The following is a 21,555-nucleotide window of genomic DNA, read 5'->3' on the forward strand; positions in this document are numbered from 1 at the left end:
CTCTCCTGTGAAACCGATCAAAAAAGTCGTGATTTTAGCAGCGGGGCTGGGAACCCGTTTTTTGCCCATGACCAAGGCCATTCCCAAAGCCATGCTGCCTATATTGGACAAACCCGTCATCCAATATTTGGTGGAAGAAGCCCTCGACTCGGGCATTCAAGAAATCATCATTGTGACTGGGATGGGCAAACGTGCCATCGAAGAACACTTCGACCACAGCTATGAACTGGAGCACGAACTGCGTTCTCGTGGCAAACTCGAGCTTTTAGAAACCATGGAGCGCATCGAAAAAAAAGCCCGTTTCGCCTATGTGCGTCAAGAAAATGCCCACGGAGACGGCCATGCCATCCTCTGTGCCAAGGACGTTTTGGGGGAAGAACCCTTTGCCGTGCTCTTTGGCGACGATCTGGTGGATGGACCTCGCCCCGCCCTGCGCCAACTGCTGGACATTTATGAAAAGACCGGCAATCCCGTGCTGTGCGTAGAAACCGTAAGCCTCGAAAACATCTCCAATTATGGAGTGATTCAAGTGCAAAACCAAGAAGACCGCCTCATTCATGTGGCTGGCCTCATTGAAAAACCTCGACCTGAAGAAGCCCCGTCGAGCTATGGCATCATCGGCAAATACATTTGCACTCCACAAGTGCTTAAAAACCTGGAGCAAAGTGAGTCCAGTCACCCCGACGGAGAAATTCGCCTGATCGATGGCCTGCTCACACACTTAGAACAAGGTGGCCAGATCGATGCTTGGCAGGTGGAAGGAACCCGCTATGACACAGGAACTCCTCTCGGTTTATTGGAAGCCAATCTAGCCTTCGCAAAAAAAGACCCCGAACTCAAGGCAAAACTAAGTTTGAAGTGAAAAAGAGCGTCGTTTCTCTTGTACTTTGAGATTAATGGCGTGCGCAATCACATGGTGCTCCTTACAAAGAGGCGCTAAATAATGAGGATCATGGCATCGACTTAGGGCAAAAGTCTGTGTGTGATGAATTTGCTCTGCAGATTTAAAACAAGTCTGAATCGAACATTTCGTACCATGTTCTTTCTCTACAATTTTCTTGATTTGAACAGGTATTGCTCGACTCTTTGCAGGCAATAAATTCGCCCTGCATGCTTCTTTTTCTTCAAAAATATCTTGATCACGACGTTCTAGAAAATCGAGAAGCAGTTCATTCACATCCACTCCCTTCTCCTGAAGCAAAAGAAGTTTAATCTTCACCTCATCATTCAGTTGCAAACTTTGCGCGCGCAAAGATTTTGATTCATTGGGAGCCGTATCGACCCTTTCATCTCGCACAAAGGTTTCTAAAGCCTTTTGAGGCAAAAGTTGGACAGCTTGAGCAAGTGCCGCTTCATTTTGAGAAGTCGCGATAGATTGAATCCGTACCAATTTATTGACACTCACCTCCCCATTTTCCAACAGCCCCTTTAGAATGGGTTTATCTTGAAAACGTTTTTCAAGATTGAGCACAGTTCGAACCTGTTGCTCACTGAGTCCAGCCAATCTGAAGGCAAATTCAAAAATGGAATCAAAACCTTTCTTTTCATAGAGGCGCCGCTTCTGTATTTCGGGTAGCAAGCCCATAAATTTTTGCCTCCACAGCAAAGCATTTTTCCCATACAGACGGGCTTTTTCATAGAGCTCTTGATCAGTCATACTTTTCAGTTAGTGAAGCTAAATTTTAACAAGAAATTCTCTATTTAACAGACCAGGAACTCATTTTTGAAGTGACAAAATAAAGAGTGAGTATACGCTCACCTTTCTGAGCGACCCCAGCCCAAACCAAGCCGCACCACATTCCTCCAAATTGCCAAGTCTTCCATTCTTGTCCAGGAGGCTTTTTTTTGCTATAATAACTGGATACTTCAAAACAAAAACAAATATGTCCCTCGATGATCTTTTAAAGGAAGCCGATGCCCTCAAATTGAAGGGCAAACATGAGGAAGCCATCGCCCTGGCCAACAGGATGATCCTTTCAGACATGGAGTACGCCGAGGCTTTTGAAGAAGTCGGGGACAATTATTTGAGCCTGCGCGAATACGACAAAGCCATGAAGGCTCTGAAACATGCCCTCAAATTGCGCCCTCGCAGCCCGAACGCCCTCTACCTTTTGGGCTTTCTTTATTCTTCGACTGGGGACTTTGATAAATCCATCGAAACCCTGGAGTTGGCCAATCGCGTTCAACCTCATCATCCTGAAATTTTGCGATGCCTGGGTTGGTCCATCTTTCATGGAGGGGATCGCAAACGCGGCCTCGTGATTTTGGAAAGAGCCCGTGCCATGGCGCCCAAAGACACGCTCATCCTCTGTGACCTTGCCGTGTGCTACCTCAACGATCGCCAATTCGAAGCCACCATTGGTCTGCTGGAAGAAGCTCTCAACCTTGAACCTGAAAATGAAAAAGCCAAAGATTGCCTTGAGACGGCTAAATTCTTCCAACGCGAGTTTAAAAAATTGAAGGAAAATCGAGCTTAATCAGGCTCTAGACACTTTCAATTAAAAACCAATTTGACATATTGAATAGACTTCCATAAAATGAGATTTGTTTTGAATTTATGAACACTTTTTCTCTATTCATTCGCTGCACAGTCCTCAACTCCAAATATTTTGGAGGGGCTGCCTTGCGAGTAGGGAACAAAGACGAATAAGTCCAAAACGTCTAGACAAACCCTCCTCGCCCAGCGAGGATTTTTATTTTTAACCTTTATACTTTATGTCAGGAATAAACAATTTACCGGAAGACGATGAGGCAGAAGTCTCACAAGTCTCAGCACCCATTAGAAGAGGGGCCACTTTCCTAGGAATAGCCGACAGGGATGGGTTAAGCCTAGATAACCCAGAAGATTTGAAACAAATCGTAAAGACGATAGTGGCAGAAGGCCTGTCCCCTCTCTAAGCCCCAGCCTTGCTAGAAGCAACCCCACCTGCTAAAATACCCTTTGCTTCTGCGTGACCGCGAAAATTTTGAGCGGAACGGAGTACTGCTGAAAGGCGTACAAAGTAACCGTCAAAATTTCGAGGAAAGTCCGAGCAAGTTCAGGCAGGAAAGCCGCTAACGGCGGCCGCAGCGGGACCTCAAAAACCCGCTCTAGGGAAAGTGCCACAGAGACGAGCAACGTGAAACGCCCCTTCTGTTTAGCGCCGCGCAAGCGGACGTGGAACATGGGGAGCCCCTTCGTAAGAAGGAGCGCGTGGTAAACCCTTTCCCTTGCAAGGTGAGATTGGAGGTTTGGAATCGGTGGCCTGTCACCCCAAGCCGCTCACCGCATGAGCCCTTCAGCAATGAAAGGCCCAGAGAGATGGTCACTAAGCCAAAAGGAGATTAAACTCACCTCTTGGCCCATACAGAACTCGGCTTACAAGAAGCTCCATCAAAAAGCCCTCCCCGACGGGAGGGTTTTTTGCTTAAATAGGAACAAGCTCATTCTGCCTGCATGAAACGTTCTGAAATTCTCTTTGCCCTGCTCCGCATCCCTCTGGATTTTGCCATGACCGTGGCGGGCATCTTGGTGGGCTACCAATTGCGTTTGAAAGGGGACTTCATTCCAGGAGTGGATTTTATCCTGACCCCCGCCAACCTGCTCCCCATTCAAGATTATTTTGAAATCAGCCTGCTTTTTGGAGGACTGCTTGTGCTGGTCTTCGCCTTTTTTGGCCTCTATGACATGAAGAACACCGAGGGGCCTCTGCACGAATCTAGGCGAGTGGCCAAACATTCCATCGTGTGGTTTCTCTTGGTAATGACCTATTTTTTCCTCACTCGAAAAGTGTTTTTCTCACGCCTGGTGCTCATCTATGGATTCTTCTTCTCCTTGATTTTTGTGGTGCTGGCACGCCTCGTATTGAGGCAAATAGAAAAAAGCTTCCTCAAACGCAACATCGGGCGGCGCAATGTGCTCATCATTGGATCGAACAAAATCGCCCAGCGCATCACCCGAGCACTGCAAAAAGACTGGCATTACAATTTGAAGGGCTACATTTCAGAACAAAGCAAGGAGGTGGAAGGCCTCAAACGCTTGGGCACTTTAACCGATCTGCAAAAAATCATCCGTTCAAAACAAATCGAAGCCATCATTGTTACGGATCAAAACCTCACTGAACTGCAAGACAAGCAGATTTTAAAACTCTGCCATCAAAGCCACATCGAATATCGTTTTGTACCCGAAATTCTGGAAGTAGAACGTTCCAACATTGAAATCGAACCCTTGGCTGGCTTCCCACTCATCCACCTCAAACCCACCCCCCTCGATGGATGGAAACGCATCGTCAAACGCTGCTTCGACATTGTAGGAAGTGCGTCCAGTCTCATTTTGCTCAGCCCCATCTTTACTCTGATCGCCATCGGCATCAAACGCGACTCAGCAGGCCCTGTTTTTTTCAGTAAATTGGAAGACGGCAGCCCCGCCAGCCGCGTGGGGCAGAACGGAACGCTCTTCACGTTTTACAAATTCCGAACCATGAAGCACAACACCCATCACCTGCGCTTTACGGAATTGGCTCAAAAAAGCCATCGCAAAGGGCCTCTTATGAAGATCAAGGACGACCCTCGCATCACCCCATTTGGTCGCAAACTACGCCGCAGCAGTCTCGATGAACTCCCCAACCTTTGGAACGTGCTCAAAGGAGACATGAGCCTCGTTGGCCCTCGCCCTCACCTACCCGAAGAAGTAGAGAAATATGAAGACACTCAACATTTTCTGCTCACCATCAAGCCAGGCATCACCGGCCTCAGTCAAATTTCCGGCCGCAGCGATCTAGATTTTGAAGAGGAAGTGCGCCTCGACAGCTATTACATCAAACACTGGTCGCTATGGATGGACCTAAAAATTCTAGCAAAAACTCTATTCGTGGTCTGGGGCGGAAAAGCTGCGGATTAAAACCTATGAACATCTTCCTTCAACAGAAAAATCGTTCCATCCGTCTGATCGGAGAAGCCTACCTCTGTCTCGCGTTATTGACGCTTGCGGAATCCGTCCTCTTGCTCTGCCTACGGACTCCACTGACAATAACTTTGACAGACCCCTTCGTAGAGACTTACCTAGCCGCAACTCCATTGGTGCGCTATTTCACCTTTCTACTCGCTCACTTTGTGGAGCTCACTTTGGGCATGGTACTAGGAGGCACGTTTGTATTGGGAGCAAGCCTTCTTTTTTTAAAAGGAAAATACTTGGGCCAATGGATGCTTCGATGCTTCAACTTTCTCACTGTCCTCTACAGTTTTTACTGGGCTTACAAGATCATGGAATACGCTGTAGAAGTGGACATGAACACGATATTCCTCTTCTTCCTGTTCTTGTTTGTCATTGCTTGTGGAATTTTCCCCCTCTGGATCAACAAAAAGATGAATGAGCCTTCCATCAAAAAGTGCCTGTCTTAAACTTAAATCCGTGCTAAAATTCCGGCACACAAAAACCTATGCTCACTAAACTCATCACTTCCCTCATCGGAGACCCTGAAAAAAAAGCGATCCAACGGATGCGTAAGGTCGTAGAAAAAATCAACGCACTCGAGCAGCGCTACCAAACCGAACTGACCGACGAACAGGTTCCTCAAAAAACTCAAGAATTCCGTGACCGCATCGCGAGCGGAGAAAGTCTCGATGCCCTTTTGCCCGAAGCCTTCGCCTTGGTTAAAAATGCCGCTCGCCGCCTGGTGGGCAAATCCTGGCCCGTGCGTGGCATCGATCAAGCCTGGGAAATGGTGCACTACGACGTACAGCTCATTGGAGGCATGGTCTTGCACGAAGGGAAAATCGCCGAAATGCGCACCGGGGAAGGTAAAACCCTCGTTTGTACCCTGCCCGTTTACCTCAATGCCCTTGCAGGAAAAGGTGTGCACGTCGTGACCGTGAACGATTATCTGGCTCAACGCGACGCCGAATGGATGGGAGGTCTTTATAAATTCCTAGGCATGAGCGTGGGCGTGGTGACCCACAACCAGCCTCGCGATCAGAAAAAAGACGCCTACGCCGCAGACATCACTTATGGAACCAACAACGAATATGGCTTCGACTACTTGCGCGACAACATGGCTCCCAACAAAGAAGCCCTAGTGCAACGCGAGCTTTTTTACGCCATTGTGGACGAAGTGGACAGCATCCTTATTGATGAGGCCCGCACTCCTCTCATCATTTCTGCACCTGCCGAAGAATCGACTGAAAAATACAGCAGCTACTCGACGCTCGTGAAGATGCTCGAAGAAAACACCCACTACAACGTAGACGAAAAACAGCGCGTCGCCACCCTCACCGAAGAGGGCATTAAAAAGATGGAAGAGCTGATGGGAGTGGACAACATTTACACCGAAAAAGGATTTGAAGAAGTGCATCATATTGAACAAGCACTCCGAGCCCATGCCGTCTATAAAAAGGACGTGGATTACATGATTCGTGATGGCGAAATCATCATTGTGGATGAATTCACGGGCCGCCTCATGGCCGGTCGCCGTTACGGCCAAGGTCTACACCAAGCCATTGAAGCCAAAGAAGGGGTAACAATAAAACGCGAAAGCAAAACCTTGGCGACCATCACCTTTCAAAATTACTTCCGCATGTTCCAAAAGCTCGCGGGCATGACCGGAACCGCAAAAACCGAAGAGGAAGAATTCGGAACCATCTACAGCCTCGAAGTCATTCAAATCCCCACCAACAAAACCATTCAGCGCGTGGACAAATCCGACGCCATTTATAAATCCGAAGCAGGAAAATTCAATGCCATCGCAAACAAAGTCAAAGAATTTCACGAAAAGGGCCAGCCTGTGCTGGTGGGAACCATCTCGGTTGAAAAGTCCGAAAAACTCTCGACACTGCTCCAAAAAGAGGGGGTTTCACACAGTGTTTTGAATGCCAAATATCACGAAAAAGAAGCTGAAATTGTGGCTCAAGCCGGACAACGCGGAGCCGTGACCATTGCCACCAATATGGCCGGTCGTGGAACCGACATCAAACTCGGCGATGGAGTGGCTGAACTTGGCGGACTCGTCATCATCGGTAGCGAACGCCATGAATCTCGCCGCATCGACAATCAGCTCCGTGGACGTGCCGGTCGCCAAGGAGACCCCGGCCTCAGTCAATTTTATGTTTCCATGGAAGACGACCTCATGCGCATCTTCGGCGGAGATCGCATGAAAGGCCTAATGGAACGCTTGGGTCTGCCCGAAGACATGCCCATTGAGAACAAAATGATCAGTCGCTCCCTCGAAAGCGCTCAAAGCAAAGTGGAAGGACACAACTTCGACATCCGAAAACACCTCGTGGAATACGACACGGTCATCAACACGCATCGCGACATCATTTACAAAAAACGCCGCGCCATCTTGGAAAGCGAAAGTCTCAAAAATGAAGCGCTGCTTCTCATGGAAAAGGAAGTGGAAAAAATCGTACTCAGCAATCCAGAAAACCTCAAAGAAGTGTGGGAAACCGTGAACGCCATCCACCGCAGCCCGCTAAAACCCATCGCCTTAGAAAGCTTAGAACCCCTCAACCCCGAAGCTCGCATCGACACACTCAAAAAATACTTTGAAGATGAATATACCGAAAAAGAAAAATCTCTGCCCGACCCTGCCATCATGCGCCGCGCCGAACGGGCCATTTTCCTTAGAACCTTGGACATGCTGTGGATGCGTCACATCGACGAACTCAAAGATTTGCGCGAAGCCGTTTCACTCAGTGGTTATGGACAACGCAATCCGCTAGTGGAGTACCAAAATCAAGCCTTCCAATTCTTTGAAGAGCTCATAGAAAAAATCGACCGTACCACTTTGACCAGCCTTTTCCACGTGAAGATCAATGTGCAACTGGTGAACAAACCCGCTCCCCTTGCAACAAACGCCAACGGCGAAGTGCTCAAAGTACGCACAAACCAAGAACAAATTGAACAAAACTTAGTGATGCCTGTGCAGCGCACCGCCATTGAGGTGCCCTCGACACAGCAGCCAACCGTGCGCGTCATTTCGGCAAAAACAGGCCAAGCCATCGTGAGCGATGCAGACCTCATTGCCCCCGCAAGCAAAACCACCTCTACTTTCCCTGAAGTCGGCCGCAATGACCCCTGCCCCTGCGGCAGCGGAAAGAAGTACAAAAAATGCCATGGGGCTTAAAGGCCACCTCAAAAGGTTAAGAATGGAGCTTTATAAAGTTGATGCTCAATTTACAAACTTTATAAAGTTTGCTAAAATAGAGGCATGACTATAAAGAATCAATTGGCAATCATTCTTAAGCAAGCCGCTTGGACACAAGAAAAACTGGCTCGTGAATTAAATTGTTCTTTTGCAACCGTCAACAGTTGGATCAATGGCAGATCCCACCCACGCCCTCTCTCAATTGAAAAAATTGAAGAACTTTATAAAAAATTCACAGGAGAAAAAACGCTTTCTCAAAAAGAATTAAAAGCAAAATATGACGGACTATTACTGAAAAAACACACAATCAAAAACAATTTCGATTTGCTGATGAAACGTCCCGATTTGTACGAAACTTTTATTTTAAGTCTGACCTACAACTCCAACAAAATAGAAGGGAGCACTTTAACAGAAGATGAAACTGCAAGCATCCTTTTTGACAATAAAGCCCTTCTCCATAAAACTCTCACGGAGCAATTGGAGGCAAAAAATCATCAAACCGCTTTAGAGCATTTGTTTCGAAATTTAAAAGCACAAAAAATCACTGAAGAGTGGATATTAAAATTGCACGGCATACTCATGAATGGAATACGTCACGATGCCGGTTGTTACCGAAATCATGGAGTACGAATCGTAGGCTCCTTTGTTCCAACGGCAAATCCTCTGAAAATACCTCAATTGATGAAAGACCTTGTCGAGTGGATCAATAAAAAAGAAAAGAACCCTGTACATCATGCCACTGTGGTTCATGCACGTTTTGAAAAAATACATCCTTTTTCAGATGGAAACGGGCGAATTGGACGCCTGCTCATGCTGGCCATGCTTCTGAAAAGAAATTTCCCACCCGCCGTAATTCGACAAGAAAAAAAACGCCTCTATTACACCTATCTCAGCAAAGCCCAACTGGAAGAAGATTATTCCCTGTTGGAAGACTTCATAATGGACGCAATCGATGAAAGTTTAGAATGGATGCTTTAAGAGGCTATCTCAAAAAAGAGCCCCTTTTAGGAGGCTCTTTTTATGAGGACATCATTACTTTTTGAGACGGCCTTTATTCAAACAAACTCAGAACAAAGCTAGCGAAGTCTCCTCGTTCAACAGAATCGCTCGTTTCATAGCCTGCAAGAACAGGTTCTTCTTCGGTCACTGCCCCTAAAAGCTCAATGATATCTCCATAACTCATGTCCTCGTGAGGATTGAATTCTTCCTCCTCAGCTTCTTCTGCAAAGAATCCTTCTTCCGTCAGGGTTTCTACATAATAAACCAAGTCTTCATCAACAGACACATCCATGTAAGAAGTCTCTGTTACTTCAGGGATATCACTGTGGTCTTCCGTCACGTAGCCAAACAAACGGGCAATAATCTTTGCAACTTCATCACGTTTGATCCAGTCGCTAGGGTCAAAGTGGAGAAAATCGCGTCCGTGGATCACCCCTTCACACCACAGTTGGTAGATAGCATCATGGTTTTCATCCTCTTCACTCACATCTACAAAGTTCATGGCACCGCAGACAGCTGGGTCCTCTCCTGCAAGGATGACACCCCCATTGGGACCAGATCCAGAGCCTCCACCAGATCCAGATGATCCAGCCCCAGGTCCAGGAGTGGCAACTCCACCGGAGGATCCTCCTCCATTAGATCCACCGTTCCCTCCATTTCCGCCACCATTAGAACCTCCTTCATTGCTAGAACCTCCTTCATTGCTAGAGCCTCCTTCATTGCTAGAGCCTCCTTCATTCCCTCCTTCATTCCCTCCTTCATTCCCTCCTTCATTCCCTCCTTCATTCCCTCCTTCATTCCCTCCTTCATTCCCTCCTTCATTCCCTCCTTCATTCCCTCCTTCATTCCCTCCTTCATTCCCTCCTTCATTCCCTCCTTCATTCCCTCCTTCATTCCCTCCTTCATTCCCTCCTTCATTCCCTCCTTCATTCCCTCCTTCATTCCCTCCTTCGTTTCCACCCTCATTGCCTCCTTCATTGCCGCCTTCGTTTCCACCCTCATTGCCTCCTTCATTGCCGCCTTCATTAGAGCCGACAACAAAACTCACAGAAGAACAGTTATTGTCTTCGCTGAGTTCAGCTTCAATTCGGTTGCGTGTGTCCACACACACTCTGAAAGTGTGTTCTCCATCAGCAAGCCCATTCAAAGCGTAGCTAAAGGAATTAGACGAACCCGCACCAAGGTAAGAACCGGCATCTGTGCTTGTGCTCCATACGTCACTGTAGACCGTGTTGCCATCCAAATAGTACTCAGTCACTCCGAATTGAGAGCGTACCACGTCAACCAATCCCAAATTACCCAGTGTAAAAATAACAGAAGAGCTGTCTATCGAAGTGATAGAGGCATAGAGATCTGGCAGATCACCGGCATGGTAAACGAAATTTGTTGATGTACAGTTGTCCGTCTCATCGGATTCCACGACAAGCTCTGAAGAATCTGTACAAACTTCGATCTCATTCGTGCTTCCATCAGGGAGCGCAAGCATTTCAGCAAAGAAGTATAAAGGAAGATTACGTGTAGTGATTCCAGCTCCTTCAGCTAAGGCATAATGATCAAACAATGCCGCGTGGTAAGACCAAGTAGTGATTTGAAGATTTTGACCATTGAGTCTGAACCGATTTCTTCCATCTGGATAATCAGCAGAAAGGAGGCTGATCTCACCAATGTTTCCAATCTCATAAGAAAGGATCATTGTCGCCTCGTCGTATTGAGGATTCTTAACTCTCAAATTCGGGAGAGGGATTTCTTCACCGTCACCGCCTTCATCTTCTTCATCTGGGAGATCTGTCTCTTCCTCCGGTGCGGTAGCCGTTACACAGTTGTCAGAAGCATCTTCATTGGACTCCGTAACGTTGTCATAGCTGTCCACACAAACCCTCCATGTAGTACCAGGAAGAATGGTGAAACTGCCACTCAGAGTGATATCCATATCCATACCCTGAGAAGCAAAAGTACTTCCATAGTCATTGATTAAACCATCAAAAACAGAGGTGCCGTCCACAGAAACCGTAAAGGAAGGTTGATCTGAAAGGTTAACATCTTCATCCCCATTGTTTAGAACATTGAAGGTCAATGAAGTGTTGCCAGAAAGGTCAAAGCTTAGGTTTCGAGCAACTAGATTTGGAAGTGTTTCAGGGTCTTCCTCTTCTCCATCGTTTCCTCCTTCGTCACCACCGAGGAAAGGGTTGGTCACCGTAAGACAGTTGTTCTCTTCATTGGATTCCGCAATCAAGCCGCTATCGTCCACACAGAACTCAAAGGTTTGAGTGGTGTAAAGAGATGCATTGGAAATGGTGAGTTCTTCGGCACGAAGCAGATCAGATCCATTAACAGTCAAGAAGTTGTAAGTTCCATAATTGGACCATACATAGTCAAACTGCCCTCCATTTTGATACACCGTCGTTACTGCGGTTGCGTCATAAGTGGCGTCGGCATCACCCACGTTGGTGAGCGTGTACATGAAAGTGTAATCAATAGGATCATCATTAGGATCCACCGTAGAAATGTCTACAAAATCACCTTCCGTTCCAGCCGTACGGTCCCAGAGTTGAATGCTGTCAACAATAAGGTCTGGCATACCATCGTCGCCTTCACCCTCTCCGTCGTCACCCCCTTCATCCTCATCTTCTGTTTCAGTCAAAAACAATCGGTACTGATTATTGTCTTCATTAGACTCAGGCAGCTGATTGCCAGCATCCACAAAAATAAGGATCTGCGTTGGAAGAACAGGTACGGAATAAATCGTATTAAAAGACACTTGCCCTCCAGAAGTTAAAAGCCCTTGTGAAAGAAAAATAGAAAGGTCTACCATTTCAACAGGAGCACCAGAGGCGCTGGCTGCATCAAAAACCGCAAGTTCTGGTGCATAACCAGCAGGGATGTCCGTCCCTTGGTTTTGAACCGTAATATGCAGCGTGTTATCCGCATTGAGCTCAACAGAAGGCACTAATAAATCTCCATAAGCAGTCGGCAGAACACGTTCTCCAAAGAAAGGGTTTTCAATGATTAAACAGTTATTGGTTTCATCACTCTCTTCAATCTCATTACTAGAATCCACGCAGAATTCAAACTCAGCAAGATTAGAAAGCTCAACATTTGGATAAAGGACTCCATCAGCCGCAAAGGTACTCATTCCTTCAACAATCAAGAAATTATAAGAGGAGTAGTCAGCCCAAGCATATTCAGCTATTTGTTCCACTTCCTCACCTTCCTCGTCAACACTATTATTCACAGTCGTTATCCCATCAGGATCATTGGTCGCATTCGCATCTCCAATATTGGTCAAGCTGTACATAAAAGCATAATTCGAAGGATCATCCGTGGAATCCACAGTCGCCATGTTCACAAAACCACCTGCACCTTCATTCAAGGTGTAATCCCAAAGCCTCACATTATCCACAATAAGGTCAGGAGACCCTGTTTCTGCAGGAACCTCCGGAGTATTTTGAGTAGAAGCCAAAGAAAGGGTGTAAGCCGCACCCTCAATCACCTCCCCTACAGGCACAACACGCAGACCCACGTTTTCACTCATCTGAGTCACATAATGTACCGACACAGAATCCCCAGGACTCACTGTTGCAGAATCAGGTGCACCAGCATTCGTTCCATCGAGAGTGACCTCAAAAGGACCCATAGCACTGGCATTGGCATCAATAGTAACAGTCGCTTCCACCTCATTTACACCGACAAAAGAACTCATATACGTATCCTCATCTCCACGACAAAGATACCCATTAAAAGCAGGGGTATTGTTATCAATTACAGAAGGTTCACCCGCATCACAACCCAGCACCGTCACTTCAAATGAAGTAGACGTGGTCTGAGAACTTACAGCTCCCGTGGAATCAATAAGTTCAGACACAATGCTCAAAGTTCCGGTGTAGACATCAGTCGAAGTCAACCCCGTTGCTGAATAGATATGACTCACAGGAAGTGCGGTCAAATCAGAAAGAGGATCAGCAGCAGAAGACGTAAAAGGAAGCGTAGAAACAGGAGACCCATCACCCCAGTCCAAAGTAATATCCATGGATGAAGTCTCTGGCTCCACATTTAGAGCAAACTCCACATCCAGTATCTCACCGTCATGAACCACGTAAGAACTGGAATCTGGGCTAACAGATAAAGCCTGCGCAGTGTGCACCCATGCCGCGAGCGGGCTAAGAACGAAAAGGGCAGACAGGAAGGAACTGGCAAGCTTTTTCATAGGAAGTAGATTAATGTGTAATTTAGATGATGGAATACTGATCTAAGAACATATTTATGCTTATGTCAAATAAAAGTCAAGGCTAAAAAGACCCCAGTTTTTTCAGTTGCCTGAATGAGAAGAGGGAGGGTTGGCGTTTTGGAGGGGCATGAAATTGGAGTGACTGTAGAGAATTCTGGAGAAAAGTTATGAAAGATTCCAGGTTAAAGGTGAGTGATTTCTTTGCAATGAACCCCTTGTAGTTGGAAACAACAGAAGTAACCAGACTGTGAGTGAGAGCTTGGACTTTCCTAAACATAAGAACAGAGAGGTTCATTGCAAATTGAGTCAGAGCAATCAAATTGATAAACTTTTTCAGGCTAAGCACACGGATTTTCTCCAACTGGAACTTTTGCTTCACTCTCTTAAAACTCTTTTCAATTCCCCATCTTTCCAGATACAAATTCACAATCTGCTCTGCAGTATATGAATCCTTGAGTGAGTAGATGAGCCTTATGGGTTCTTTCCTTCCAGATGGTTCCGTATGAGCAGATTGTGGCAAAGATCCCCAAGCACTTTTCCATTTTTCATCAAAAAACACTTCGTAGCTTCCTTCAGGCAACTCTTTCACAGAAATCAAGACCCCAGTTTCCTTAAGCACAACCGTTCTGTTTTCCCTTACTCTTGCGATAAATTGCACTTTTAAGACCTGACGAAGATCTCTAAAAAGTTTCTCATCGTCGTTGCCACGATCAAAGACAAAAATGCCTTTATGATCAAAAACCTGGGTGAGTTCCTCCAAAATAGCCTTCCTAACCTGTCCCAAGAACTCTTTATCATTGTGATGAAAACGCAGTTTTAGGAGCAGATTGTTCACGCCCACTCCATGCAAAAGAAAACCAGGTTCAATGCTCCCTTCACTCGAATCATATACTTGTGACAATTTCTCCATCTTCTTTGCGGAAGGTTTGGAAAGATCTACGAGATCATAAGCAATCACTGTGTTTTTACGAATTTCAGAAGCTACAGCTCTTACTGAGAAATCCTCCACTTTCTTCTGTAAATCAACATTCCCAAGATGATGAGAGTACTTGTTCCCTTGCTTCTTTGCTGAAACCTCTTTGTTTTGGGCTAAATGCCGAAGTATAGGGGTGGCTTCTACGAAAAGTCCTCTAAGTACTTCAGCCAAGGCCTTCTTCTGTGGCAGGGTTAAACCTGTAAATATACTTCGGCATTTATTTGTAATGAAATCTTGGATATATTTGTTCATGGCTAAAATCTGTTATTTTTTAAAGGTGGTTCTTCAAAATTTAACACCCATTTTAGCCTTACCCTAAAACAAAATCTCCAATTCACTCTCTTAAAACTGGGGTCTTTTTAGAAAGTCAAGGGGATTGACATAAAAAGCTAAAAATCGTTCTACTTAGGAAGTCTAATAAAATAAAAAGGATGGCCTTGGGCACTCTAAAATGGATGCTACAACACTCCAAATTCACAAAAATTGGGCTTGCATCAACCACCCCAAGAAGCTAAAATGAAAGCACAAATGGCCTTGTGCCACTCGAGGAACCTCCAAAAGAGGTTCCGTTTTTTTTATGCAGATTATGCAGAATTTAAAATGTGCATTATTTTTCTAAGAACAAGTTGAAACAAAGGAGTAGAAATCCTACCAACCCTTCTTCTAAAACGCTTAACACTCACAAGCCTGATTTGCGAAAGAATAAGATAAGAAATTGTGATGTTATCACCCACCTTCAAGGGGAAATAATAAAAGTTATTTTTCCCTTTTGTAGTCATAGGCAAAACCCAAGCCACTTTATTTTTGTTCCAGCGATCAAAATCTTTTTGCATAAAAAGAATCATAAACAAAAAGACCTGACAAATCCCTGAAATTTTTAGTATACTGATCCCTCACATATGAACAGCTTAGATTTCAACCAATTCATAGAAACTTATAAGCTTGGGACTCACGGCGATTTACAAAACCGCGTTAAAAATGGAAGACGGTGTTTAACGCAAGGAGGAGTGGTTCCAGGAACGCAGGTACTAGACATCGGCTGCGGTCATGATCAAGTGTTAGCAGGTGAAGATCATAAAGCTGCATTTATTCCTAGGCAGTTTGAACCTTGGGACTCAAGGCTAGCAGTTTGGATGGGGGCTCATGTTACAGGTTTAGACCATCACAACATAGGCCCTGGTCTGCACCCTGGACCGAATGGAGGGGTGTGGACCTACGAAAAAACGGACATTTCAAAAATGGACTGGCAGCGCTTTGCAAGACAATTTGAAATAGTGATTTTGAATCACGTCGTACACAATACAGACGTTCATGAAGCCAGCACAGCCTTTAGCCCTCTGGTCCCACAAGAAGGAAAACCAAAAGGAGTTGAATGGATAGAAGCCTATGAACACTATAGAGCTGAACTGATCACCAAAGTGCTTTCAACTTTACAACCAGGTGGACGATTTATTTTTAACCATTTTTTATACAGAATTCAAATCCAGTCAGGCGAACAGTCCCTAGAACCCATTGATGAAACCAGCAAAAAGGATTCCTCACCTGAAATGAGCCGCTACCCTTTCCAATCTGTTAGTGCAGCCGACCAACTCAGACAATTAAAAGACTTTTGGCGAGCACTCTAGAGGTCATTGATCACTCCTCCCTCACGTACACTTCCCTAGGCTTGCTGCCTTGCGAGGGACCGATGTAGCCAGCCTCCTCGAGCATGTCGATGATGCGAGCCGCACGCGAATAGCCAATGCGCAAATAACGCTGCAAGGAAGAAGTGGATGCGGCCTTGCGATTCTTTTTCAAGCATTCAAGCGCGGCGTTCATGAGTTCATCGTCGGTCTTCGCCTCATCGGGAGCATCAGGCACCCCTTGCACAGGCTGGCGAGCCACTTCCTTCGACGTGATGTCGTGCGTGAAATCAGGGCTCTCACTGGTGAGCTTGAGTCGATTGGTCACACGTTCAATTTCCTTAGAAGACACATAAATCCCCTGGATGCGAACGGGCTTGCCCATGGTTCCAGAAAGGTAAAGCATGTCTCCGTTCCCGAGTAAGTCCTCGGCCCCTTGGCAGTCCAAAATTGTGCGAGAGTCCACGGACGAGGCCACGGTGAAAGCGATGCGCGCCGGAATATTGGCCTTAATCAGGCCCGTAATGACATCCACACTGGGGCGCTGCGTAGCCACAATGAGGTGCATGCCCACGGCACGCGCCATCTGGGCAATGCGACAAATGGATGCTTCCACTTCCTTTTGAGCTTGCATCATGAGGTCCGCAAGTTCATCAATCACCACCACAATTTTCGGCATCTTTTCCGCTGTTTTTTTATCGGCATTATAGTCGGCAATATTGCGATGCCCGGCATCCGCACAAACCTTATAACGACGGTTCATTTCCGCCACCGCCCAACGAAGCGCCGTCGCTGCCTTTTCTGGATCCGTGATCACCGGAGTGAGCAAGTGCGGCAAGCCATTGTAAGTGGACAGTTCCACTTGCTTGGGGTCGATCATAATGAACTTGAGTTCACGAGGCGAGTTGTTGTACAAAAGCGCCAGCAAAAAACTATTGAGCCCCACGGATTTACCCGATCCCGTCGCTCCAGCAATAAGCAAATGTGGCATTTTAGACAAATCTGCCACCATAGATTTCCCAGAAACGTCGCGTCCCAAGGCAATTTTCAACTTCGATTTTTCATTCGCGTAGTCCGGCGTTTCCATCATTTCACGCAAATGCACAGTGGCCCGAGAAGAGCTGGGAATTTCGATTCCCACCAACGATTTCCCGGGAATCGGTGCTTCAATACGAACCGCAGGTGCCGCCAAAGCAAGCGCAATATCATTCTTTAAGGATGTGATTTTTGAAAGCTTCACTCCATCCGCAGGCTTCAAGGTGTATTGCACCACGGTGGGCCCCACATGCACCTCTTGCATGCTGACATTGATACCAAACTGCTCCAACTTGGTCTTAATAAGATCGGCCTTGCGCTTCAAATCGCTTTGATTCACCTCATAACTTTCCTTGCTGCCTTCCAATAAATCTAGGGGAGGATAAGCCCATTCCCCCATTTCTTCTTCATTGGTCACAACCTGATCCACCATCACCACTTCCCCCTCGGGCACGGTTTCCTTTTTAGGATGAAATTCTGCTTCCTCTTCGCCTGCATCCTTCTGTTTGGCAATGCGAGCCTCCACTTCTTTCATATTCACCTGGCGCAAAGTCAAGGCGTGACTTTCATCGCGAGCCGGTTCATCCAATTTAACAATTTTAATCTCATCTTCATCCTCCGCACGATCGATGGTCACGAGTTCAGGCGTGGCCACTTCAATCACTTTTTTCATCATTTTTTTAGAAGGAGTGACGGCGCGCAACAAATCCCCAAGACTCACTTGCACTGAAAGCAGCAAACCGACTAAAAAAGTAGCCGCCAACAAAACGTGGGCCCCCACTCGTCCAAAAGCCGCGGTCAAAATAAAACTAGAAACAAAGCCGATGTAGCCTCCCGCTTCCCTTTTTGAGCCGCTTCCAATAAATCCGCTTCAGGAACGCTCATGTGTACAAAGCCCAAAAGCGCCGAAGCCAGCAGAAAAATCCCGGTCATGCGAGCCAGCCCCCATTGAATTTTTTTAGAAAGGAAGACCGAAGCTCCCATAAAAAGCAGAACAAAGGGCACGCTGGACATGCCCACTCCAAACACCGGCTTTAAAAAAGACACCCAAAGCTCACCCAAAAAACCAAGTTGTTGATTGAGAGAAAGCCAAGTCAAAGCCGCAAGCGAAAGATAAATCACTGCCCAAATTTCGCGCATGATGTGACTTTCCACCTCAAATGTAAGCTTTGAATCGTTTTTTCGAGAACCTTTGCGTCGTTTTGCCATAAAACGTGGTGAGCATAGCAAAATCACAGCCGCATGCCAATCCTCGTATTATAGAATGATTTAGGGTAGAGCTTTTTTTGACGCATCTCTCATTTCCTGCTTCACTGAATCCAGCTTTTAATCCTCTTTTATGTCACTCAAGGAAGACTTTAAAGCCGCCTACGCAAAAGAACGTCAAAAGCAAAAAACCCTGCAAAGCGCTCCCGACTCCCCCGCAAAGCGCCGCACCAACCGCCTCGGAGCACTCGCCATGCTTTTCATAGCCTTGGTTTTCACGGGCATCAACTGTTACACATGGGAAGTCCATGGCTTCCTAAACAAATGGACTCTCACCATCATGCTTGCATTCCTCGGTCTAGGGCTCTACGCTCTCATCACTGGCAAAATGCCAACCCCTAAAAAATAGATATGCCCGTCGTCACTCGTTTCGCTCCTTCCCCCACCGGCTACCTGCACGTGGGCGGACTTCGCACCGCGCTCTACGCTTATCTTTTTGCCAAACAACACAACGGCAAATTCATCCTGCGCATCGAAGACACCGATCAAAAGCGTTACGTAGAAGGCGCTGTGGAAAGCCTGCAAAACGCCCTTCGCTACTTCGACCTCAATTGGGATGAAGGCCCGATTTTTCAATCGCACCGCACTGAAATTTACCAAAAGCACGCCCAAGAACTGCTCGCAAATGGAAAAGCCTACCGCTGTTTCTGCACCCCCGAAGAACTCGAAAAAATGCGCGAGGAACAGAGCAAACTGAAAATCGCTCCCAAATACGACCGCCGTTGCTACGAACTGCCCACTGAAAAAGTCCAAGAAAAGATGGCCGCCGGCGTACCCTTCGTTGTTCGCCAACTCATCCCCTATAAAGACATCGACTTCGTGGATCTGATTCGAGGAGACATGCACTTCCACGGCAAGGACATCGACGATCAAGTACTCATCAAATCCGACGGTCTGCCCACCTACCACCTGGCCAACGTGGTGGACGACCACGAGATGGAAATCACCCATGTGATCCGCGGCGAAGAATGGCTGCCTTCCACCCCTAAACACCTCTGGCTTTACGAAGCTTTTGGATGGACACCGCCCCAGTACGCCCATCTTCCCCTCTTACTCAACCCCGACCGTAGCAAGCTCAGTAAGCGCCAAGGAGACGTAGCCGCCGAAGACTTTGTAGCCAAAGGTTACCTCAAAGAAGCCATGATCAACTTCATCGCCTTCCTCGGCTGGAACCCCGGCACCGAAGAAGAAATTTTCAGCATGGACGACCTTGTGAAACGCTTCAGCCTGGACCGCGTGCAAAAGGCCGGCGCCGTTTTCAATCTGGAAAAACTCGATTGGCTCAATAGACACTACCTGCGCGCCAAAACTCCTGAAGAACTCGAAGCGCTCCTCCTCCCCCTGCTTGAAAAAGAGGAGTGGTACACGCCCGAGCTGCTCAGTGCCCTTGCACCCGAACAAAAAAAAGCCATTTTGACCTCTGTACAAACCCGCATGAAAACCCTCGTGGATGGCCCCGCCATGCTGAAGCCCTTCTTGCTCCCTGAGCTCAATTACAAACGCGAGCTCTTCTTCAGTGAAAAAATGAAAGTAGACGAACAAACCGTCAAACTTGCCCTGAAAAACGCCCTGCCAGCCCTGGAGGCACTCGACAACTACACCGACGAAGAAGCCATCAAAGCTGCCCTCGTGACCGTGATTGAAAAACTGGGCCTAAAAAATGGACAAGTGCTCTGGCCCCTACGCGTGGCCCTCACCAATGAAGAATATTCCCCCGGAGTCTTCGAACTCTGCCGCGTGATGGGCAAAGAACTCACCTTGAAGCGCCTCAAAGCTGCAGCTGCTTTTTTTCAATAAAATTTTGGCTTGTAAAACTCGATCTGTAAACCCCTCCCCGGGGAGCAAATTTAACCTGCAAAAAGAGCGGAGTTCAAATTCTACGCACCCAGCCCGTTGACAAACCTGTAGAAACAGGTATGATGAGATATAGCTTTAACCCAAAGCGCTATGTCACACGAAGAAGAAGATAACATATCCCAAACGCTTGAGGGAAAATTCGCACAGAAAGTGCTCGAAGATAAAGCGGTTCAAGATATGACAGACATAGGCTTGCGTCTTCGCAACCGCGCAGAAACCCAGGGTACTCGCCAAGCCATCGCTCAAAAGCTTTTGGACGCAATGACTCCCGAAGCTCAGGCCCAGTTCATCAAAGACACGCAAGGTTTCGCGCACATGATAAAAGAAGGCGTGATGGGTCAATTCACTCTAGGATTACGGTCTCTATGGAAAGCTGCTGCCCCCAGTATTTTAAAAAGAAGAATGGGTGGAACTGGAAACTTTCGACCCCGTTGAACTTAAAACCTACATCGCACTCGGAGCTGTGGAAGTGGATGAAAGTGTGGCTCACCTGGTGGATGGCGAGATGAAGGACAGAGTCCAAATGCTCAAAGTGCTCAGTCTTGCTTGCACGTTCATTCCTGAAGCAGGGAAGGCCCTCCAAGAACTGATCGGCAGTCTAGCTCATCTCGCTGAAGTACCTGCAAAAATTTTGGAACACCGTTTGCCCCAAGTCCGCGAAGCCGTTCGCAATGGAGGAGTGGTCAACGCGGCCGCTCACAAAGAGCACAACGCCATTGCCAAGGGCTTAGACCCACTGTTAGAAGCCGCCAACGACAACGAAGGCCTTAGCATTGCAGCATAAATCCACTCAAGAAACACTAGAAAAGCCGCTCCAATTCCTCTAAAATGAGCTCGCTTAAACAAGCGTACGAATGAATTTTCACGACCTCAAAATCATCGTCAACAAGATCAAAAGAACCTTGAAATGCCCCAAATGCAGCGCAAAATACATCGATGAAGACATCGAACTCATTGGCAGCCTGGGGGACGAACAGATCTTCTTTCATGCCTGGTGCGCAGAATGCGAGGCTCAATCGGTGATCAATGTACAAATGGATCCTCAGAGTTTTTATGGGCCCTTGCCTGCCAAACTGGGCGCTGCCCCTCGAATGGGCCACGTGAGTGCCAACGAGGTTCTAGACATGCACAATTTCCTCAAAGGTTTCGACGGAGATTTCAATCGTATGTTCGATCAGGAATCCAAATCTTAATCCCTCCTTTAAACTTCACCACGCTATGAAAGCCCTTCTCGCCACTCTGCTCCTTGCCACTGTTCTTTGCGCCTGCAGCAAAATTGAAAGCGTCAAAAACGAAACCACCGAAGCCGTCGACAATCTACAAAACGAAGCCTTCGACTTCAAAAACGACCTAGATAAAACCGTGGACGAGGTGAACTCCGCCGTGGACTCTGTGGGTGACGCCGTCGATTCCGTAAACAAGGCCGTAAACGATGTGAAGGCCGTTACCCACTGA

General features: G+C 47.0%; 20 protein-coding genes and 1 other RNA gene. 15 read left to right on the forward strand and 6 right to left on the reverse strand.

Annotated elements, in window-relative coordinates; translation table 11 throughout:
• Positions 1 to 7 precede the first annotated feature (7 nt).
• Positions 8 to 862 (forward strand): UTP--glucose-1-phosphate uridylyltransferase, encoded by an 855-nt coding sequence (locus IPG41_02545; GenBank protein ID QQR55410.1) that lies wholly within the window; start codon positions 8 to 10, stop codon positions 860 to 862.
• On the opposite strand, the gene IPG41_02550 is transcribed toward IPG41_02545, so the two are convergent.
• Positions 848 to 1,657 carry a hypothetical protein gene (locus IPG41_02550; protein QQR55411.1) on the reverse strand — a complete coding sequence of 270 codons (810 nt, stop codon included), beginning with the start codon at positions 1,655 to 1,657 and terminating at the stop codon, positions 848 to 850. The genes IPG41_02545 and IPG41_02550 overlap by 15 nt on opposite strands.
• A gap of 226 nt (positions 1,658 to 1,883) precedes the next feature.
• Here IPG41_02550 and IPG41_02555 point away from each other — a divergent pair, with 226 nt between their 5' ends.
• The 7 genes from IPG41_02555 to IPG41_02585 all read left to right on the forward strand — a co-directional run bounded on the left by IPG41_02555 (position 1,884) and on the right by IPG41_02585 (position 9,098).
• Positions 1,884 to 2,477: a tetratricopeptide repeat protein gene (locus IPG41_02555; GenBank protein ID QQR55412.1), complete on the forward strand. Its 594-nt coding sequence runs from the start codon at positions 1,884 to 1,886 to the stop codon at positions 2,475 to 2,477.
• A gap of 238 nt (positions 2,478 to 2,715) precedes the next feature.
• Positions 2,716 to 2,898: a hypothetical protein gene (locus IPG41_02560; GenBank protein QQR55413.1), complete on the forward strand. Its 183-nt coding sequence runs from the start codon at positions 2,716 to 2,718 to the stop codon at positions 2,896 to 2,898.
• Positions 2,899 to 2,991: 93 nt separating this feature from the next.
• Positions 2,992 to 3,377: RNase P RNA component class A (gene rnpB, locus IPG41_02565), an RNA gene on the forward strand.
• Positions 3,378 to 3,436: 59 nt separating this feature from the next.
• Positions 3,437 to 4,879, forward strand: a complete 1,443-nt coding sequence (locus tag IPG41_02570) for a sugar transferase (protein ID QQR55414.1) — start codon at positions 3,437 to 3,439, stop codon at positions 4,877 to 4,879.
• A 5-nt stretch (positions 4,880 to 4,884) separates the two neighbouring features.
• Positions 4,885 to 5,379 carry a hypothetical protein gene (locus IPG41_02575; GenBank protein ID QQR55415.1) on the forward strand — a complete coding sequence of 165 codons (495 nt, stop codon included), beginning with the start codon at positions 4,885 to 4,887 and terminating at the stop codon, positions 5,377 to 5,379.
• Between the two features lie 38 nt (positions 5,380 to 5,417).
• Positions 5,418 to 8,099 (forward strand): preprotein translocase subunit SecA, encoded by a 2,682-nt coding sequence (secA, locus tag IPG41_02580; GenBank protein ID QQR55416.1) that lies wholly within the window; start codon positions 5,418 to 5,420, stop codon positions 8,097 to 8,099.
• Positions 8,100 to 8,183: 84 nt separating this feature from the next.
• Complete coding sequence (locus IPG41_02585) at positions 8,184 to 9,098, forward strand: Fic family protein (GenBank protein QQR55417.1); 915 nt, start codon at positions 8,184 to 8,186, stop codon at positions 9,096 to 9,098.
• Positions 9,099 to 9,171: 73 nt separating this feature from the next.
• Here the strand turns inward: IPG41_02585 and IPG41_02590 are convergent, their stop codons facing one another.
• From IPG41_02590 to IPG41_02600, 3 genes are all read right to left on the reverse strand, one after another.
• Positions 9,172 to 13,323: a hypothetical protein gene (locus tag IPG41_02590; protein QQR55418.1), complete on the reverse strand. Its 4,152-nt coding sequence runs from the start codon at positions 13,321 to 13,323 to the stop codon at positions 9,172 to 9,174.
• Between the two features lie 82 nt (positions 13,324 to 13,405).
• Complete coding sequence (locus IPG41_02595) at positions 13,406 to 14,572, reverse strand: transposase (GenBank protein ID QQR55419.1); 1,167 nt, start codon at positions 14,570 to 14,572, stop codon at positions 13,406 to 13,408.
• A 332-nt stretch (positions 14,573 to 14,904) separates the two neighbouring features.
• Positions 14,905 to 15,153, reverse strand: coding sequence for a type II toxin-antitoxin system PemK/MazF family toxin (locus IPG41_02600; protein QQR55420.1), 249 nt, complete (start codon positions 15,151 to 15,153; stop codon positions 14,905 to 14,907).
• A 66-nt stretch (positions 15,154 to 15,219) separates the two neighbouring features.
• On the opposite strand from IPG41_02600, the gene IPG41_02605 reads away from it, so the two are divergent.
• Positions 15,220 to 15,945: a hypothetical protein gene (locus IPG41_02605; protein QQR55421.1), complete on the forward strand. Its 726-nt coding sequence runs from the start codon at positions 15,220 to 15,222 to the stop codon at positions 15,943 to 15,945.
• Between the two features lie 10 nt (positions 15,946 to 15,955).
• On the opposite strand, the gene IPG41_02610 is transcribed toward IPG41_02605, so the two are convergent.
• The gene (locus tag IPG41_02610) at positions 15,956 to 17,779 is read right to left on the reverse strand and encodes a DNA translocase FtsK (protein ID QQR55422.1); all 1,824 of its coding nucleotides are present in this window, start codon (positions 17,777 to 17,779) and stop codon (positions 15,956 to 15,958) included.
• A complete protein-coding gene (locus IPG41_02615) occupies positions 17,776 to 18,186 on the reverse strand; it encodes a hypothetical protein (protein ID QQR55423.1) in 411 nt (136 codons plus the stop codon). The genes IPG41_02610 and IPG41_02615 overlap by 4 nt, the downstream gene beginning before the upstream one ends.
• 130 nt (positions 18,187 to 18,316) lie before the next feature.
• Between IPG41_02615 and IPG41_02620 the strand changes: the two genes are divergently transcribed.
• From IPG41_02620 to IPG41_02645, 6 genes are all read left to right on the forward strand, one after another.
• Positions 18,317 to 18,592 (forward strand): hypothetical protein, encoded by a 276-nt coding sequence (locus tag IPG41_02620; GenBank protein QQR55424.1) that lies wholly within the window; start codon positions 18,317 to 18,319, stop codon positions 18,590 to 18,592.
• Positions 18,593 to 18,594: 2 nt separating this feature from the next.
• Positions 18,595 to 20,040, forward strand: coding sequence for a glutamate--tRNA ligase (locus IPG41_02625; protein ID QQR55425.1), 1,446 nt, complete (start codon positions 18,595 to 18,597; stop codon positions 20,038 to 20,040).
• 150 nt (positions 20,041 to 20,190) lie between these two features.
• Complete coding sequence (locus IPG41_02630; GenBank protein QQR55426.1) at positions 20,191 to 20,535, forward strand: hypothetical protein; 345 nt, start codon at positions 20,191 to 20,193, stop codon at positions 20,533 to 20,535.
• The gene (locus tag IPG41_02635) at positions 20,507 to 20,884 is read left to right on the forward strand and encodes a hypothetical protein (protein ID QQR55427.1); all 378 of its coding nucleotides are present in this window, start codon (positions 20,507 to 20,509) and stop codon (positions 20,882 to 20,884) included. The genes IPG41_02630 and IPG41_02635 overlap by 29 nt, the downstream gene beginning before the upstream one ends.
• Positions 20,885 to 20,954: 70 nt before the next feature.
• Positions 20,955 to 21,293 carry a hypothetical protein gene (locus IPG41_02640; protein QQR55428.1) on the forward strand — a complete coding sequence of 113 codons (339 nt, stop codon included), beginning with the start codon at positions 20,955 to 20,957 and terminating at the stop codon, positions 21,291 to 21,293.
• Between the two features lie 25 nt (positions 21,294 to 21,318).
• On the forward strand, positions 21,319 to 21,555 hold the full coding sequence (locus IPG41_02645) for a hypothetical protein (GenBank protein QQR55429.1): 237 nt from the start codon (positions 21,319 to 21,321) through the stop codon (positions 21,553 to 21,555).

The sequence above is a fragment of the Candidatus Peregrinibacteria bacterium genome (genome assembly GCA_016699145.1).
Lineage (GTDB): Bacteria > Patescibacteriota > Gracilibacteria > UBA1369 > 2-02-FULL-48-14.

Bases quoted from the DNA above. Each gene is read 5' to 3' on its own strand.
- IPG41_02645 (QQR55429.1), top strand. From the start codon at position 21,319: ATGAAAGCCCTTCTCGCCACTCTGCTCCTTGCCACTGTTCTTTGCGCC.
- IPG41_02625 (QQR55425.1), top strand. From the start codon at position 18,595: ATGCCCGTCGTCACTCGTTTCGCTCCTTCCCCCACCGGCTACCTGCAC.
- IPG41_02590 (QQR55418.1), bottom strand. From the start codon at position 13,323: ATGAAAAAGCTTGCCAGTTCCTTCCTGTCTGCCCTTTTCGTTCTTAGC.
- IPG41_02615 (QQR55423.1), bottom strand. From the start codon at position 18,186: ATGGCAAAACGACGCAAAGGTTCTCGAAAAAACGATTCAAAGCTTACA.
- IPG41_02555 (QQR55412.1), top strand. From the start codon at position 1,884: ATGTCCCTCGATGATCTTTTAAAGGAAGCCGATGCCCTCAAATTGAAG.
- IPG41_02595 (QQR55419.1), bottom strand. From the start codon at position 14,572: ATGAACAAATATATCCAAGATTTCATTACAAATAAATGCCGAAGTATA.
- IPG41_02560 (QQR55413.1), top strand. From the start codon at position 2,716: ATGTCAGGAATAAACAATTTACCGGAAGACGATGAGGCAGAAGTCTCA.
- IPG41_02550 (QQR55411.1), bottom strand. From the start codon at position 1,657: ATGACTGATCAAGAGCTCTATGAAAAAGCCCGTCTGTATGGGAAAAAT.
- IPG41_02575 (QQR55415.1), top strand. From the start codon at position 4,885: ATGAACATCTTCCTTCAACAGAAAAATCGTTCCATCCGTCTGATCGGA.
- IPG41_02630 (QQR55426.1), top strand. From the start codon at position 20,191: ATGTCACACGAAGAAGAAGATAACATATCCCAAACGCTTGAGGGAAAA.
- IPG41_02600 (QQR55420.1), bottom strand. From the start codon at position 15,153: ATGCAAAAAGATTTTGATCGCTGGAACAAAAATAAAGTGGCTTGGGTT.
- IPG41_02605 (QQR55421.1), top strand. From the start codon at position 15,220: ATGAACAGCTTAGATTTCAACCAATTCATAGAAACTTATAAGCTTGGG.
- IPG41_02585 (QQR55417.1), top strand. From the start codon at position 8,184: ATGACTATAAAGAATCAATTGGCAATCATTCTTAAGCAAGCCGCTTGG.
- IPG41_02620 (QQR55424.1), top strand. From the start codon at position 18,317: ATGTCACTCAAGGAAGACTTTAAAGCCGCCTACGCAAAAGAACGTCAA.
- IPG41_02640 (QQR55428.1), top strand. From the start codon at position 20,955: ATGAATTTTCACGACCTCAAAATCATCGTCAACAAGATCAAAAGAACC.
- secA (QQR55416.1), top strand. From the start codon at position 5,418: ATGCTCACTAAACTCATCACTTCCCTCATCGGAGACCCTGAAAAAAAA.
- IPG41_02570 (QQR55414.1), top strand. From the start codon at position 3,437: ATGAAACGTTCTGAAATTCTCTTTGCCCTGCTCCGCATCCCTCTGGAT.